Source organism: Kocuria palustris (genome assembly GCF_016907795.1).
Classification (GTDB): Bacteria; Actinomycetota; Actinomycetes; order Actinomycetales; family Micrococcaceae; genus Kocuria; species Kocuria palustris.
Map to the genome: position 1 here is coordinate 2,459,623 of NZ_JAFBCR010000001.1, position 15,448 is coordinate 2,475,070.

The following is a 15,448-nucleotide window of genomic DNA, read 5'->3' on the forward strand; positions in this document are numbered from 1 at the left end:
GCAGCCGATCCGCCGGGCGCAGTTCACACGCGGCACAGGTCGCAGGCGGATCCGGGCGGCTCGGACACGGCGGTGCGGGTGCTGAAGGGGTGCCCGGGACCGAGCAGCCACCGCCGCGGCGACTTCTGGTGCGGCTCCTCGGGCTCCAGGGCGGCGGCCAGCACCGCCTGGACGACCATTCCCGCTGCCCACGCCGTATGAGCGGGCGCCGCTGCGCGCATGGCCATCAGCGGCCCAGGCCGGTCCAGCTGCTGCGCGCCGTCCTGGTGGGCGTGCTCGGCGATCCGCTGCAGGCACTGCTGGCAGGGGCGCCGGTGCCAGGCGCCGGTCTGTTCAAGGACCGCGGCGCTGAGCCCCGCGAGCTCGGGCAGCTGCAGCACCTCCACCAGGGGCACCCCGTCCGGCAGCCTCAGATGGTCGCCGGGCACCTCGAGCCGGAGCCCCTCCTGCGCGGCAGCGCGCAGCCGGGAGGCCCGCAGCACCACACGGCCGGGTCGGGCGTCGGTGAGGACATCATCGGTCCAGGTCACCGGGGCCGCCAGCGCGTTGGCCGCCCGGATGCGCCGGCGCGTGCACAGGTCCCGGGGCAGTCCCACCTCGGTCGAGTCGAAGGAGCCTGCGCGGGCATCCGCCCACGTGACCCAGCCGTCGTCGGCCACGGTGAAGCCGCGCACCCCGCACCCGGCCAGCATCACGGCCGCGGCCGCCGTGAGGGGGCTCAGGCCCAGCAGCAGCACGCGCACGTCGCACACGGCCGCGCCCAGACGCAGGTGCGTGGTGCTGGAGCGGGGCATGAGCAGCGGGTCGAGCCGTGCCGGTGCGGCGGGAACGGGGGCTGTGGGCAGCATGGGAGTCCTCTCAGCAGGCGGCAGCGCGCTCGATGGCGCACCGAGCGGATCCGGGAAGCGCCCCGGGCCTGCAGTCTGCGCGGCCTCGAGCAGTCTCGAGCGCTGTCCACAGGCGAGGATGGGTAGCCTTCGGTCCATGCCTGCCGCCCGTCGCCCCCGCCAGCACTCCGCCGATCGTCCGGACAGCGCTGCCGCTGCAGGCGCCTCCGCCGAGACCCGCGAGGAGCCCGAGGTCGAGGTCCGGCGCTCGCAGCGCCGCCGCCGCACGGTCTCCGCGCACTGGTCGGGGGAGCGGATCATCCTGCAGGTCCCCGCGATGATGTCGTCCCGCGAGGTCGCGCGATGGGCCGAGCAGATGACCACCCGCCTGGTCGACCAGCGCGAGCGCACCCGAGCCGCCTCGAACGCGCGCGGGCGCGACGAGTACCTGATGGGCCGTGCTCGGGAGCTCTCCGAGCGCCTTCTCGGGGGCCGGGCGCAGCCGACGGACGTGGTGTGGACGTCCCGGCAGACCGCGCGCTGGGCCTCGGCCACGCCGGCCACCGGTCGGATCCGCGTCTCGGATCGCCTGCGCAGCGCCCCCGAATGGGTGCTCGACACCGTGCTGCACCACGAGCTGTGCCACCTGCTGGAGGCCGGCCACGGTCCGCAGTTCCGTCGTCTGGAGGCGCTGCACCCGGACATGGACAGGGCCCAGGCCTTCCTCGAGGGAGCGGCCTGGGCCCTGGGGGAGCCGGATCAGCGTCCGCTGTCTCCCGAGTCCGGATCGGAGTCCGGGCCGGGGCCCGACTCGGGATCCTGATCCGCGGAGGAGCCGGAGTCCTGTGCGTCGTCCTCGGACATCGACTCGCTGTCCAGGAGGCTGCGCAGGGCGGCGTCGAGCTCGTCCTCGGAGGCCGTGAGCAGCCCGCGACGGGACTCGTAGCCCTCCGGATCGTCGAGATCCTCGTCGGTGGGCAGCAGCTCGGCGGACTCCCAGAGGCCGTCGCGGTCCTCGAGGCCGCGGCGCTGCTCGACGCGCTCCCAGAAGGCGGCGGCGTCGCGCATGCGGCGCGGGCGCAGCTCGAGCCCGATCAGGGACGCGAAGGCGTGCTCGGCCGGCCCGCCCGAGGCGCGACGACGGCGGATGGTCTCCGACAGCGCAGCCGACGAAGGCAGGTTGGCGGTCGCGCGCACCGTCACGACGTCGACCCAGCCCTCGATCAGCGCCAGCAGCGTCTCGAGGCGGCCCAGCACGGCCTTCTGCTCGGCGGACTGCTCGGGCACGAAGACCCCGGAGCCCAGGGCCTCCTGCACGGCGGAGGGATCCGAGGGATCGATGTCCGCGGCCAGGCCCTCGATGCGCTCCATGTCGATGTGGATCTCGCGGGAGAACCGGGTGATCAGATCGATGAGGTGGGGGCGCAGCCAGGGCGAGGCGTGGAAGAGGCGCGTGTGCACGACCTCGCGGACGGCGAGGTAGATCACGACCTCCTGAGCGGGGATGTCCAGGCCCTCGCCGAACTCCTCGACGTTGCGCGGGAGCATGGCCGGACGGTCCCCGCCCAGCGGCAGGCCGATGTCCGAGGACGAGACGACCTCGGCGGCCAGGCCGCCGAGGGCCTGGCCCAGCTGCATGGCGAACATCATCCCGCCGGCACCGGCGAGCATGTTCGAGGCCCCGCCCATCATCTGGGAGACCTCCTCCGGCAGCTGCTGGGTGAGGGTGTCCGTCAGCGCCTTGGTGATCGACTCGGCCACGGGGCCGGTGATCTCCCGCCAGGTCTCGAACGTGCCCTCGACCCACTCGGAGCGCGACCACGCAGCCGGCTGCAGCGGAGCCTGCCCGAAGCTCGTGTGGTCCTCGACCCACAGCTGCGCGAGCTGGACGGCGTCGTCGACGACCTTGCGCTGGGCATCGGTCACGGACGGATCCCCGCCGGCCGAGACGACCCGGCGGGCATGGTCCTTGGCGGCCTGCCAGTTGACGGGGCCGTCCTGGCCAGCGCCCGAGAACATGGACTGCACCTGCGCGAACATGGCCTGCATGGCGGCGGGATCGGTCGGCATGCCCATCTTCTGCAGGTCCTCCTGGGACATCCCGGACTGCCCCAGGAACTGCTGGAACATCTGCTGGAAGGGGTCCTGGCCCTGACCCTCGCGGTCGTCGTCGCCGTTCGGTGACTGGGAGCTCATGGTCCTGGTCCTGTTCTGAAGATCGATGGCTGCGTGTGCGGCGTCGGCGCCGCCCTGGTCGGGCTGCGTCCGGCGGTCTGCTGCGGGCCCTCGTGCGCTGGGCACGCGGGCGTCGTGGTCCCAGGGTAGCGACGCCGACTCGGCCGCGGCCCGCCGTTCGCTGGAAGCATGTCGGGGCGCGTCGGACTAGGATCGGTCGGTGCCGCTCGTCGAGTGCGAGCAGCCCCGTCCCGCCGGTGCCCGAGAAGATCCCGAGGTCCTGATCCCCGTGTCCCGCCCCCGACTCCGCCCCGGCCTGGAAGGCGGATCGCTGATCGCGGCTGGTGCGCTGCTGATCGTGTGCGCCTGGACCCCCACCCCGTACGTGGTCGAGCGGCCGGGGCCCACATTCGACATCGCCGGCGAGGTCGGCGAGCAGCCGATCATGACGATCGACGGGGCCGAGACCTTTCCCACCGACTCGCAGCTCGACTTCTCGACCGTCTACGTGGTCGGCGGGCCGGGCTCGAGCCCCCGGGTGCTCGAGACCATGATCTCGTGGGCGGATCCGGGGATGGCGGTCGTGCCGCTGGAGGTCATGTACCCGCCGGCGACCACGCAGGAGGAGGTCACCGACTCCGGCACCGCAGCCATGGAGTCCTCACAGGACATGGCGATCGCCGCCGGGCTCAACGACCTCGATTACGACTACGAGACCTCCCTGAGCGTTTCCGCGATCGAGCCCGGAGTGCCCGCGGAGTCGTCCCTGCGGGTCGGCGACCAGCTGCTCGAGCTCGACGGCGAGCCCATCGCCTCGTTCGAGTCCCTGCGCGACGACCTCCTGGCCATGCCGGATGACACGGCCCAGCTCACGGTGCTGCGCGACGGCACCCGCACCGACGTCTCCGTCGAGACGATCGACGAGGGCCACGGCCGTCAGCTCGGCGTCTACCTGGACCGCGAGTTCGACTTCCCCTTCGAGGTCGACTTCGGCCTGGAGGACGTGGGCGGTCCGAGCGCCGGGATGATGCTCTCGCTGAGCCTGATCGACCAGCTCACCGAGGGCTCGCTGGCAGGAGACCACCACGTGGTCGGCACCGGGACCATCGACGCCGAGGGCGACGTCGGCCCGATCGGCGGCATCCGGCAGAAGATGATCGGGGCCTCGCAGGCCGGGGCGGATCTCTTCCTGGCGCCGGTCGAGAACTGCGACGAGGTGCGCGGCCACACCCCGGACGGCCTGCCCGTCGTCGCCGTGGACACCCTCGACGAGGCCGAGGAGGCCCTGGCCGTCCTGGCCGATGACGGCGATCTGTCCGCCCTGCCCAGTTGCGGGGACGCGCAGGACTGAGCACGGGCAGCTCTTCCGGTTCCCAGAGGATTCACCGACTTTGCCCATGTGCTCGTCAGGCCTGACAATGGAGGCGGTGCCCCGTCTGTCGTCGGAGCGCCTGACATCTTCGACCATCCCGCTCGAGCTGCGCTGACCAGCGCGTCATCCGGGACCGGCTCGAACGCTCCTACCCCCAGGGAAGGCCCAGGATCTCGTGACCGCTGGACCGGCAGAACCGCCCCGCCCGCCGAAGGGCCCCGCAGGCAGCACTCCCGCTGGAGACGGGCCCGCGGCTCGTCAGTCCCGGCGCAACGGAGCCCTGCTGCCGACCGTCATCATCGTGGTGGCGCTGATCGCCGCGTTCGTCGCGTTCACGCAGGTGTACACGGAGATCCTGTGGTTCGACCAGCTCGGGTACCTGAACGTGTTCGCCACGCAGAACATCGCCCGCGCGGGGCTGTTCCTGGTGGCCGCGGCGCTGGTGGCTGCTCTGCTGTGGATCTCCATGCGCGTGGCCTACCGCAGCCGGCCGATCACCGCGGCCGACGCCACGGATGACAACCTGCGGCGCTACCAGCAGGCCTTCGAGCCCGTGCGCCGGATCGCCATGATCGCGGTGCCCGTGCTGTTCGGGCTGTTCACGGCCTCCACGATCGCCTCCCAGTGGGAGACCGTGCTGCTGTTCTTCCACCAGATCCCCTTCGGGCAGGACGACCCCGAATTCGGCATGGACCTGGCCTTCTGGGTCTTCACCCTGCCGTTCCTGCAGCTGCTGATCGGCTTCCTGACCTCCACGCTGCTGCTGTGCGGCATCGCGGCGCTGCTGGTCCACTACCTCTACGGCGCCATCCGCCTCTCCGAGCGCGGACTGAGCTTCAGCCGCGCGGCCCGCGTGCAGCTGGCCGTCACGGCCGCCGCCTTCCTGGTCCTGCAGGGCGTGAACTTCTGGCTGGACCGCTACGCCACCCTGAACAACACCGGCGGCAGCTGGACCGGCGCCATGTACACGGACGTCAACGCCGTGATCCCGGTGCGCGGGATCCTGGCCGCTGCTGCGCTTGTCGTCGCCGCGCTGTTCGTCGCCTCGGCCGTCATGGGCCGCTGGCGCCTGCCCATGATCGGCACGGCCATGCTCGTGATCGTCGCCGTGGTCGCAGGCGGGATCTACCCGTCGCTCGTGCAGCGCTTCCAGGTCCTGCCCTCCGAGCAGCAGATGGAGGACGAGTACATCCAGCGCAACATCGACGGCACTCGCGCCGCCTTCGGCCTGGATCAGACCGAGACCCAGGCCTATGACGCGACCACGCAGACGCAGGAGGGCGCGCTGGCCGACTACGAGGAGACCACGTCCAACATCCGTCTGCTCGACCCGAACGTCGTCTCCCCGGCCTTCGCGCAGCTGCAGCAGTTCCGCCCGTACTACTCCTTCCCCTCCACCCTGAACGTGGACCGCTACGAGATCGACGGCCAGGTCCAGGACACCGTTCTGGCCGCCCGCGAGCTCAACCAGGGTGAGACCGACGGCTGGTACAACCAGCACGTCGTCTACACGCACGGCTACGGCCTGATCGCAGCCTTCGGCGACCGCGTGGAGGCCGACGGCTCCCCGTCGTTCATCCAGGGCGGCATCATGGCCGGCGGCGAGATCTCGGAGGACTACGAGCCGCGGATCTACTTCGGCGAGCAGTCTCCCGAGTACTCGATCGTCGGCGGTGCGGAGGAGGACCCGAACCTCGAGCTGGATCGCCCGTCGACCTCGGACGACGAGGAGGACGACGTCCGCACCACGTTCTCCGGCGAGGGCGGCCCCAACGTGGGCAACCCCCTGAACCGGCTGTCCTACGCCATCAAGTTCCAGTCCACGGACCTGATGTTCTCGGATGCCGTGCGGCCCGATTCGCAGGTCCTGTTCGATCGCACCCCGCGCGAGCGCGTCGAGAAGGTCGCCCCGTACCTCACGGTCGACGGCAACCCCTACCCGGCCATCGTGGACGGGCGCGTCAAGTGGATCGTGGACGCCTACACGACCTCGGACGCCTACCCGTACTCCACGCCCATGGAGCTCGACGACGCGACCGAGGACACCGCGACCGCCGAGGGCGCCTCCGCGGCGCTGCCCAGCGAGCAGGCGAACTACATGCGCAACTCGGTCAAGGCGACCGTCGATGCGTACGACGGCTCCGTGGACCTGTACGCCTGGGACGAGGAGGATCCCGTGCTGAAGGCCTGGCAGGGCATCTTCCCGACCTCGTACAAGCCGTACTCGGAGATGTCGGCCGAGCTGATGGAGCACGTGCGCTACCCGGAGGACATCTTCAAGGTCCAGCGCGAGCTGCTCAACCGGTACCACGTCACCGATGCGGGCTCGTTCTACGCCGGCGACGACGTCTGGTCGATCCCGAACGACCCCACGACCGACGCCTCCACGGCCATCCCGCCGTACTACCTCTCCATGCAGATGCCGGAGGAGTCGGAGGCCAGCTTCCAGCTGACCACCCCGTTCATCCCGCAGCAGAACGAGGGGGAGAACTCCCGCAACGTGCTCTACGGCTACCTGGCCGCCAACGGCGATGCCGGCACCGGCGAGGACGGCGTGAAGTCGGACGAGTACGGAGACCTGAAGCTGCTCGAGCTGCCCCGCAGCTCCGTGGTCCCGGGACCGGGCCAGGCGCAGAACAACTTCAACTCGAACACCGAGGTCTCCTCCGCCCTGAACCTGCTGCGCCAGGGCGGCTCCGAGGTGATCAACGGCAACATGCTGGCCCTGCCGGTCAACGACGGCATGATGTACATCCAGCCCGTCTACGTCCGCTCCTCGGGCGAGTCCGGCTATCCCACTCTGCGGCGCGTGCTGGTCAGCTTCGGCGAGGAGGTCGGATTCGCTCCCACGCTCGACGAGGCCCTGGACCAGGTCTTCGGCGGCGACTCGGGCGCTCAGACGACCGACGGCGCGGGCGTCACCGAGGCCGAGGCCGCCGAGGCGGCGGAGGGCCAGGACGGCGAGCAGCCGGCCGAGGAGGAGCAGCCCGCCGATGGCGAGACCACCGCTCCGAGCGGCGGCACCGACCTGGACTCGGCGCTGTCGGATGCGGCCGATGCCATGGAGGACTCGCAGACGGCCATGGAGGAGGGCGACTGGGCCGCCTACGGCGAGGCTCAGGACCGTCTCGACGACGCCCTGGGGCGGGCCATGACGGCCGAGGGCATCGACCCCAGCGCCTCGCCGGGTCCCACGGATCCGAACGCAGATCAGTGATCGGGCAGCCGGTCGGCTGCTGAGGCGCAGGAGGGCCCCGTCGGGAAGGCGTGCACCGCACGACCCCGACGGGGCCTTCCTGCGTCTGCGGGCGAGGCAGTCGGCGACGGGCTGGTGGACGGGCCGTGAACGCCGGGCGACCCTCGGTTTGCGAAGGCTCGGGGAAGTGCGTATAGTCTTTCTCTGTCGCCGCGGGGTGGAGCAGTTCGGTAGCTCGCTGGGCTCATAACCCAGAGGTCGCAAGTTCAAATCTTGCCCCCGCAACCACGTAGTGAAGAAGACCCCCGGAACCGTCGGTTCCGGGGGTCTTCTGCTGTGCCCGGACCCTGTGCCCACCTTGAACCCCGCATGGACCCACCTTGAGACTCGCATCGGCAGCGAGGGGTCGCTTGTGCAGGGCTTGATCCTGCCGATGCCCTGCACAAGCGACTCCTCGCTGCCGCGGACGGCAGGAGAGAGCGGGGCCTGCCCGTCAGGGGGCTCGGCTCGGCGAAAGGGCCCCTCGTCAGTGGCCCTCGCGCGCCGATCGGCCGCGGACAGACCGACGGCCGGTCCGCTGCCCCGTGTCTCGGGGGAGCGGGCCGGCCGTCGGGTCCAGCGGGCTCAGTGCTCGATCTCGCCGATCTGCTGGGGCGCGGGCAGGCTGGAGAGGTGATCGGTGGTGCGCCCGGCCTTGAGGGCGGCGAACCGGGCCTCGACCTCGGACTCCTGGCTGAGATCCTCCAGTGACTCGAACTGGGCGTCCAGGCTGGAGGCGGCGAGCTCCTGCTGGCCCATCACGCGGGCCTCCTCACGGCGGATCTTGTCCTCGAAGCGCGAGACCTCGGACGTGGGATCCATGACGTCGAAGGCCTTGAGTGCATCCTGGACCTGCGACTGCGCCTGCACGGTCTTCTGCCGGGCATTGAGCTCATCGCGCTTGTTCGACAGCTCCTGGAGCTTGCCGCGCATCTTGTTCAGACCGTCCTTGAGGCGGTTGACGACCTCTGTCTGCGCCTGGATCTGCGGCTCGGCCGCGCGCGCCTCGGACTCGTGCTGCATCTGGCGCTGGATGGCGACCTTGGTCAGGTTGTCGAACTTCTCGGCCTCGCCGCTCTGGCCGCTGCTGCGGAACTGATCCGCCCGGCTCGAGGCCGCCAGGGCCTTGGAGCCCCACTCCTGGGCCTCGCGCACGTCCTCGTCGTGATCCTGCTCCAGCATCCGCAGCTGTCCGATGGTCTGGGCGACGGCGGCCTCCGCCTCGCGGATGTTCTCCGTGTAGTCGCGCACCATCTGATCGAGCATCTTCTGCGGATCCTCGGCCTGGTCGATCAGCGCATTGATGTTGGCGCGGGTGAGCTGGGCGATGCGCCCGAAGATGGACTGCTTGGACATGTCGGTTCCTCCTGTGGATGGGGAGCTGATGGTGCTGGGAATCTGATGGTCGGTGCGGCCTGCTGGTCAACAGTGCTGAGAGGGAGTCTGTCTGAGAGTTCGGGCGGAGCCCTCAGAACCTCCCGCCAGAGCTGCGACGTCCGCCGCCTCCGCCGGAGCGGCGCCCGCCGCCTCCGAAGGAGCCCCCGCTCGAACGGCGTCGTCCCCCTCCGCCTCCGAAGGACCCGCCGCCGAACCCTCCTCCGCCGAAGCCTCCGCTGAACCCGCCGTTGAAGCCTCCGCCGCTGAATCCGCCGGAGCCGCGGCGCGAGCCGTCCATGACCTCGTCGAGGATCGAGCCCAGGAGGATGCCGCCAAGCGCGGCCCCTCCGTAGCTGCCGGATCCGGGGGAGCGGCGGTGGGAGAAGTCGAGAGAGTCGGTGTGGGCGCCGTCCAGGGCCTGCTGGGCGTGGTGCTCGGCCTGCTGCGCCGCCTCGAGAGCGGCCTGCGCATCGGACTGGGCGAGCTCCTGCGCGCGCTCCAGATAGCTCTGGGCGTTGGCGAGCCGGGTGCGGGCCTCGTGGCCGATGCCGCCGCGGTTGCCCCAGATGTAGCGCTCGGCGGCCTGCACTCTGGTTCGGGCCGAGTCGATGGCCTGGTCGAGCCGCCGGCGAAGCGCTCGGTCCTGCTCGGCGGCGGTGCGCAGCCCTCCCAGCGTGCGATCGAGCTGATCCCGGGAGAGATCCAGGCGGTGCTGCAGCTCGACGGGGTCGATGCGCTGGTCCTTCAGCTGCTGGTCGATGGTCCCGAGTACGGAGCGCACCCCGGCCGCGGCGGCCGCCAGATCCGGCCGGGAGCCATCGCCCGCATAGGACTCGGCCTCGGCGATGTCGCGCTGGGCAAGGGCCATGGCATCGCGCAGACCGGTCTCCGCCGCGCTCAGCCCGTCCGCGGCCTCCCGGATCGAGCGCAGCAGTCCGGCGGCCTGGCCGGCGCCCTCCTCGCCGGCGCGCAGCCGCACGACGGCGCTCGAGCGGTCGTCGCCGTGGGCGGCCTCCTCTGCCGCTGCCGCCATGTCGTCCGCGAAGCGCAGGCGCTCGCGGGCCTGGCCGAGGTCCTCGCGCAGCGGCTGCAGCGCCGAGTCCGCGTAGCGGGTGCTGAGCTGGTCGATGTGGGCGGCGGCGGCGTCGAGCTCCGGACGGACGCGCTGCGATTCCTCCTTCAGCTGGGCGAGGGCCTCGGGAAGACGGGTCTCCAGCTGCCGCAGCCCGGCGAAGGCCTCCTTCTGCTCCTCGAGAGGCCGCTGCGCATCCCGCGTGCGGCCGATGATCTCCGTGAGCCAGGAGCGCTGGTCGTCCTCGGTGTCCGGGATGTGGTCGTCGAGCTGCTGCTGCAGCGCGAAGCAGGCCCGCATGTGCTCCTTGGCCTGCCGGATCGCCTCCTCGAAGGGGGCGACCTGCGCCTGGCTGTACTGCAGACGGGCGAACTCGAGCTCCTGCTCCGAGTGCTGGATCGCGTTGTCGGCGGCGACGATCTGCTCCCCGGCGCGCACGCGCAGCTCCTTGATCGGGACATCGGCGAACTCGCCGTAGCGCGATTGGCGGGCCTCGCCCTGCTGCTGACGCTGGCCGGCGCGCTGCCTGTTCACTCGCCGGGCCACGCGAAGGACGAACGGGACGAAGATCGCGGCCAGGCCGATCAGCAGGACCAGCAGCACGGGGCTGAAGGACAGGCCCCCGTCGCCGCTGTCGGAGGAGCCGCTGGTGCCCCCTGCGGCCTGGTCGAGGCCCTCGACGGCACCGGCCACCGCCCCGTCCCAGTCGTCGTCGGACAGCTCGGGGACGATCTCGTCCTGATAGATGCTGTCCTGCTCGTCGAGGCTGATGCCGCCGCCGTCGCCGGCCAGGAAGCGCGCCTCCCGATCTTCGGAGGCCACCGCCAGCAGGGCATCCGAGCTGCCCATCCCGCTGGCGAGCCAGGTCTGCTCGACCCATTCGTCGGCGGAGGCGGCATCTGTGAACTCGTCGACGATCACGACGCTGAGCGTGATGCCCTCATCCTGGGTGAGCTCGTCGATCTGCTCCTCGAGCCCGGCGGGATCCTGGAGGACGCCCGAGTCGTCGACGATGCGCTCGTCGCTGGGCAGGTCGACCGGCGGCTCCGCCCAGGCCGGGGAGGCCGCGCTGAGCACAGCGACGGCCCCGAGGGCGCAGACGATGCTGCGCTGTGCGGCACCGGATCGGCGGCTGGCCCTGCTGCTGTGCTGAGGCATGGTCTCCGTGGGGTCGGTCGCGTGCGGCGCGCACCGGAGCATCCGATGGACGAGGGGATCCGCGACGTGGTGTCGGTCACTCACCGGCGAGTATAGGTGCCCGGTGCGACGCCCCGAGGGCAGGGCAGTCGACGCACAGAGCTCGGACAGGCGGCTCCCAGGGGTCTCGTCCCGACACCCAGCGGTGTTCCAGGCATACGCTGGATACTGTGGGCCGCGATGCGCGTGCGCGGGCCCGGCCTGCGCGGCCCGATCCGGAGCAGCTCCCGGACAGTCCGGGCGCATCCATCGACGAGAACTTCGCATGAGGAGCACTGGCTTGAGCAACGGCGCCGACACCCCCCGTCCGGACGACCGCCGAGACGGCGGCACCGGATGGCAGCCGGGGCATCAGCCCCACGAGCCGGTCCCCGGCTCCGACGGCGACGCCCCGCGCACGGCCCCGCAGCCGATCGTCGGGCAGGATCCCCGCGCCGGGCAGCAGCACCCTGAGCAGCAGGGGAGCGATCAGCGGCAGACGGCAGGGCCGTACTCGTCCGGCTCGCAGGATTCCGGCTCGTCGACGCGACCCCAGGCGGAGGCGTCCTCGGCAGGCCCGTACGGACAGCCGGAGCCGCACAGCCCGTACTCGCAGCAGCCGCAGGCAGCGGGCTCTCAGGCCGGCTCCGGATTCGGCCCGGGGCACCAGGCCGGCGGCACCGATGCGCGGACCCGCCGCCGCGGCGGTGCCGGTCTGATCGCCGGCGGTCTGATCCTCTCCGCCCTGGTGGGGGCGGGGACCTACGCGGCCGTGGACACGGTCGCCGGCTCGGACGCCGCCTCCACAGCGGCGGCCTCGCGCGAGCTGATCGTCAACGACACCGACTCCGTCACGGAGATCACCGGCGCCGCGGCCAAGGCCTCGCCCTCGGTCGTGACGATCTCCTCGTCGGACGGCCAGAGCGCAGGCTCCGGTTCGGGGATCATCCTGGACGAGGAGGGCCACATCCTCACCAACACCCACGTGGTGACCATGGACGGGCAGTCCAGCGACCCGTCGATCGAGGTCCAGCTCTCGGACGGCACGGTGACCACCGCCGAGGTCGTCGGGACGGATCCGCTGTCCGATCTGGCCGTCATCAAGATCGACGAGGACGGGCTCGTGCCCGCCGAGCTCGGCAGCTCGTCCGATCTGAACGTGGGGGATACCGCGATCGCGATCGGCGCTCCGCTGGGGCTGTCCGGCACGGTCACCGACGGCATCATCTCCACCACCGATCGCACGATCGCCGTGGCCTCCTCCGCCGTGCCCGAGACCCCAGACGAGGGCGAGAGCTCGGAGGAGGACCAGGGCGGGGGCGGCTGGCAGGACTTCTTCTTCGACTACGGCCAGGGCGACTCCTCGCAGGGCCAGACGGAATCGGTGTTCCTCAACGTGATCCAGACCGACGCCTCCATCAACCCGGGCAACTCCGGCGGCGCGCTGGTCGACGTGGACGGGAAGGTCGTCGGCATCAACGTGGCGATCGCCTCGGCCTCGGGCGAGGAATCCGCCGGTGCAGGCAGCATCGGCGTCGGCTTCGCCATCCCGATCGATCAGGCCGAGCGCATCGCCCAGGAGATCATCGACACCGGCGAGGCCACCCACGGCTACCTGGGCGCCGGGGTCTCGGCGGCCGCGGCCGACGACGGCGAGAGCCGGACCTTCTCGGAGGGCGCGCTCGTGCGCTCCGTCGAGGACGGCTCGCCGGCCGATGACGCCGGCCTGCAGGAGGGCGACATCATCCGCAGCTTCAACGGCCACACCACCCTCGATGCCGATGAGCTCACCGCCGCGGTGCGGGAGGTCCCGGCAGGCGGGAAGGGCGAGCTGGTCTACGAGCGCGACGGCCAGGAGAAGACCGTCGAGGTCACGGTCGGCAACGCGGCGGACGCCGACTGATCTGCGGCACCGGCCCCGGGCAGGTCAGCGCTCGTCCGGGTCGGTGCGCCGGAGCCGCCGCTCGGGTGCTGAGCGGCGGCTCGCCGTCTCACACGGCGCCGTCGAAGCCGTTCTGGCGCCAGGCCTCGTAGACGGCGATCGAGACGCTGTTGGCCAGGTTGAGCGAGCGGCGAGCCGGCAGCATGGGGATGCGGATCTCCTGCGTCACGTGTGGGTCCGCCTTGTGCTGCTCGGACAGCCCCACCGACTCGCGTCCGAACATCATGACGTCGTCGTCGCGCCACTGCACGGCGGTGTGGGAGGACGTGCCGGTGGTGGTGAAGGCGAAGACGCGCTGCGGTCGCAGCGCCTCCCACGCGGCTTCGAGATCGGCGTGGACGTGCATGCCCGCGAGGTCGTGGTAGTCCAGTCCGGCGCGGCGCAGCTTGGCGTCGTCGAAGTCGAAGCCCAGCGGCTCGACCAGGTGCAGCTCGGCACCCGTCACCGCCGAGAGGCGGATGACGTTGCCCGTGTTGCCGGGGATCTCGGGTTCCACCAGAAGCATGCGCACCATGGGCCCAGAGTCTACGGGCGCTGCGCGGCCTTCCGGACCCGGTAGCGCGTGAGCAGCATCGAGCCGTCGCGCAGCACCTGGGCCAGCTCGAGGCGCTGCGGGTCGATCGCCTCGCCCAGCAGGCCAGCCCGGGTCCGGCCGGCGAGCACGGGGGACAGGCTCAGGTGCAGCTCGGCGATCCGCCCCGCAGCCATCCACGCCGCCAGCACCGTCGGACCGCCCTCGCTGTGGATCCGCTGCCAGCCGCGCCGGGCGAAGAGCTCATGGGCGGCCTGCGGATCCACGCCGCCGGTGCCGTCGTCGATCACCTCGACGTCGGCCACCTGCTCGAGGGCCTTCCTGCGCTGCGCGGAGGACGCGGCACCGGTCAGGATCAGCGGCCGCACGGGAGCCTCGGCCAGGAAGTCCGAGGCCGGGTCGAGGTCCAGGCTGCGGGAGACCACCACGAGCACGGGGTGCTCGCTCATGCCGCGGGCTCGGCGCCAGGCGGCGGAATCGTCGTGGACCTGCAGGCCCCCGTAGCCCTCCTCGCGCAGGGTCCCTGCGCCGATCACCACGGCGTCGACGACGCCGCGCTGCACATCCATGAGCTTCTGATCGGCGGGCGAGGACAGTCCGCCGGAGACCGCGCCGAGCACCGCCGAGCCGTCGAGCGAGCTGATCATCATGGCCCCGGAGCCCTCGGAGACATCGGGCCAGGTACGCGCATAGTCCTCGCGCAGCTCGTCGAGGCTCAGGAAGCCGGGCTCGGGCCAGATCCGCTCGAGTCCGCGGATATCCTCCGGCGCATCGGGATGCGTCATCGTGGTCCTTCCATGTTGTGCCGGGCCTCGACGGGTTCGCGCAGGCCCATGATCGTGGCCGCCATGTCCAGCGCCCGTCGTGCCTGGGCGGGCTCGTGCATGCGGAAGATCCGGGCGCCGTTCAGGGCGCAGACCACCGCTGCCGCCAGCGAGCCCTCGAGGCGCTGCTCGCGCGGCAGGCCCAGGGATTCGCCCACGAAGTCCTTGTTCGACACCGCCGCCAGCGTGGGATGGCCCAGGCTCGTGATCTCGCCCAGGCGCCGGGTCAGCTCGAGCGAGTGGACGGTGGTCTTGTGCAGGTCGTGGCCGGGATCGATGATCAGCCGGTCCGCCGCGATGCCGTGCTGCAGCGCGTGGTCGATCCGCCGGGCCAGGAACTCGCGCACCTCGGCGACCACGTCGTCGTAGCGCGGATTCGGCACCGGTGTCCGGGGGCCGCCGGGACCGCTCAGGGAGTGGGTGACGATCACGTGGGCGTCGTGGTCGCGGACCGCCTCGGCCATCTCGGGATCGGAGAGCCCGGTGGTGTCGTTGACCACGTGCGCGCCGGCGGCCAGGCAGGCGTCGGCCACCGACGCGTGGAAGGTGTCGACCGAGAGGATCAGACCGGGGCGCAGCTGCGCCAGCTGCTCGATCACCGGGACCACGCGATCGGCCTCGACCCTCGGATCCAGGGCCTCGCCCGGGGCGAAGGGCACGCCGCCGACGTCGACCCAGTCCGCGCCGTCCTGCGCGTGGCGCTCCCCGGCGGCCACGGCGGCCTCGAGCCCGAAGGTCCGGCCCCGGTCGTAGAACGAGTCGGGGGTGCGGTTGACGATGCCCATGACCAGCAGGTCGCGGCGGAAGTCGATCCGCCGCCCGGCCAGGCTGCGCACCGGATGCCGCAGGGCGGGCACCCCGTCGGCGGGGTTCGGGGGCACGGAGCTAGGTGCGGAGGTCACATCGGTCACGGTAG

The 15,448-nt window shown here is 71.5% G+C and carries 11 protein-coding genes and 1 tRNA gene; 5 read left to right on the forward strand and 7 right to left on the reverse strand.

The features are described from left to right. Positions 1–23: 23 nt before the first annotated feature. Positions 24–848, reverse strand: coding sequence for a hypothetical protein (locus JOE55_RS10985; RefSeq protein ID WP_204782931.1), 825 nt, complete (start codon positions 846–848; stop codon positions 24–26). 136 nt (positions 849–984) lie between these two features. Here JOE55_RS10985 and JOE55_RS10990 point away from each other — a divergent pair, with 136 nt between their 5' ends. Further along, entirely contained in the window at positions 985–1,650 is a 666-nt protein-coding gene (locus JOE55_RS10990; RefSeq protein WP_204782932.1) for a M48 metallopeptidase family protein, read from the forward strand. Here JOE55_RS10990 and JOE55_RS10995 read toward each other — a convergent pair. Continuing rightward, on the reverse strand, positions 1,587–3,023 hold the full coding sequence (locus JOE55_RS10995) for a zinc-dependent metalloprotease (RefSeq protein ID WP_239546630.1): 1,437 nt from the start codon (positions 3,021–3,023) through the stop codon (positions 1,587–1,589). The genes JOE55_RS10990 and JOE55_RS10995 overlap by 64 nt on opposite strands. 199 nt (positions 3,024–3,222) lie before the next feature. Between JOE55_RS10995 and JOE55_RS13460 the strand changes: the two genes are divergently transcribed. From JOE55_RS13460 to JOE55_RS11010, 3 genes are all read left to right on the forward strand, one after another. Next, a complete protein-coding gene (locus JOE55_RS13460) occupies positions 3,223–4,353 on the forward strand; it encodes a S16 family serine protease (RefSeq protein WP_204782934.1) in 1,131 nt (376 codons plus the stop codon). Between the two features lie 196 nt (positions 4,354–4,549). After that, positions 4,550–7,591 (forward strand): UPF0182 family protein, encoded by a 3,042-nt coding sequence (locus JOE55_RS11005; RefSeq protein ID WP_204782935.1) that lies wholly within the window; start codon positions 4,550–4,552, stop codon positions 7,589–7,591. Between the two features lie 190 nt (positions 7,592–7,781). Then, a tRNA-Met gene (locus JOE55_RS11010) sits at positions 7,782–7,858 on the forward strand. A gap of 336 nt (positions 7,859–8,194) precedes the next feature. On the opposite strand, the gene JOE55_RS11015 is transcribed toward JOE55_RS11010, so the two are convergent. Together JOE55_RS11015 and JOE55_RS11020 are read right to left on the reverse strand one after the other, a co-directional pair. Next, the gene (locus JOE55_RS11015; protein WP_204782936.1) at positions 8,195–8,965 is read right to left on the reverse strand and encodes a PspA/IM30 family protein; all 771 of its coding nucleotides are present in this window, start codon (positions 8,963–8,965) and stop codon (positions 8,195–8,197) included. A gap of 112 nt (positions 8,966–9,077) precedes the next feature. Beyond that, entirely contained in the window at positions 9,078–11,216 is a 2,139-nt protein-coding gene (locus JOE55_RS11020; protein ID WP_204782937.1) for a TPM domain-containing protein, read from the reverse strand. A 319-nt stretch (positions 11,217–11,535) separates the two neighbouring features. Between JOE55_RS11020 and JOE55_RS11025 the strand changes: the two genes are divergently transcribed. Then, positions 11,536–13,137 carry a S1C family serine protease gene (locus JOE55_RS11025; RefSeq protein WP_204782938.1) on the forward strand — a complete coding sequence of 534 codons (1,602 nt, stop codon included), beginning with the start codon at positions 11,536–11,538 and terminating at the stop codon, positions 13,135–13,137. Between the two features lie 88 nt (positions 13,138–13,225). Here JOE55_RS11025 and JOE55_RS11030 read toward each other — a convergent pair whose 3' ends face one another. Genes JOE55_RS11030 through folP form a run of 3 tightly spaced genes read right to left on the reverse strand, consistent with a single transcriptional unit; the run spans position 13,226 to position 15,443 of the window. Next, positions 13,226–13,690 (reverse strand): tRNA (cytidine(34)-2'-O)-methyltransferase, encoded by a 465-nt coding sequence (locus JOE55_RS11030; protein ID WP_024290877.1) that lies wholly within the window; start codon positions 13,688–13,690, stop codon positions 13,226–13,228. 11 nt (positions 13,691–13,701) lie between these two features. After that, complete coding sequence (locus tag JOE55_RS11035) at positions 13,702–14,493, reverse strand: dihydrofolate reductase family protein (RefSeq protein WP_204782939.1); 792 nt, start codon at positions 14,491–14,493, stop codon at positions 13,702–13,704. Then, a complete protein-coding gene (gene folP, locus JOE55_RS11040) occupies positions 14,490–15,443 on the reverse strand; it encodes a dihydropteroate synthase (protein ID WP_204782940.1) in 954 nt (317 codons plus the stop codon). The genes JOE55_RS11035 and folP overlap by 4 nt, the downstream gene beginning before the upstream one ends. Positions 15,444–15,448 lie beyond the last annotated feature (5 nt).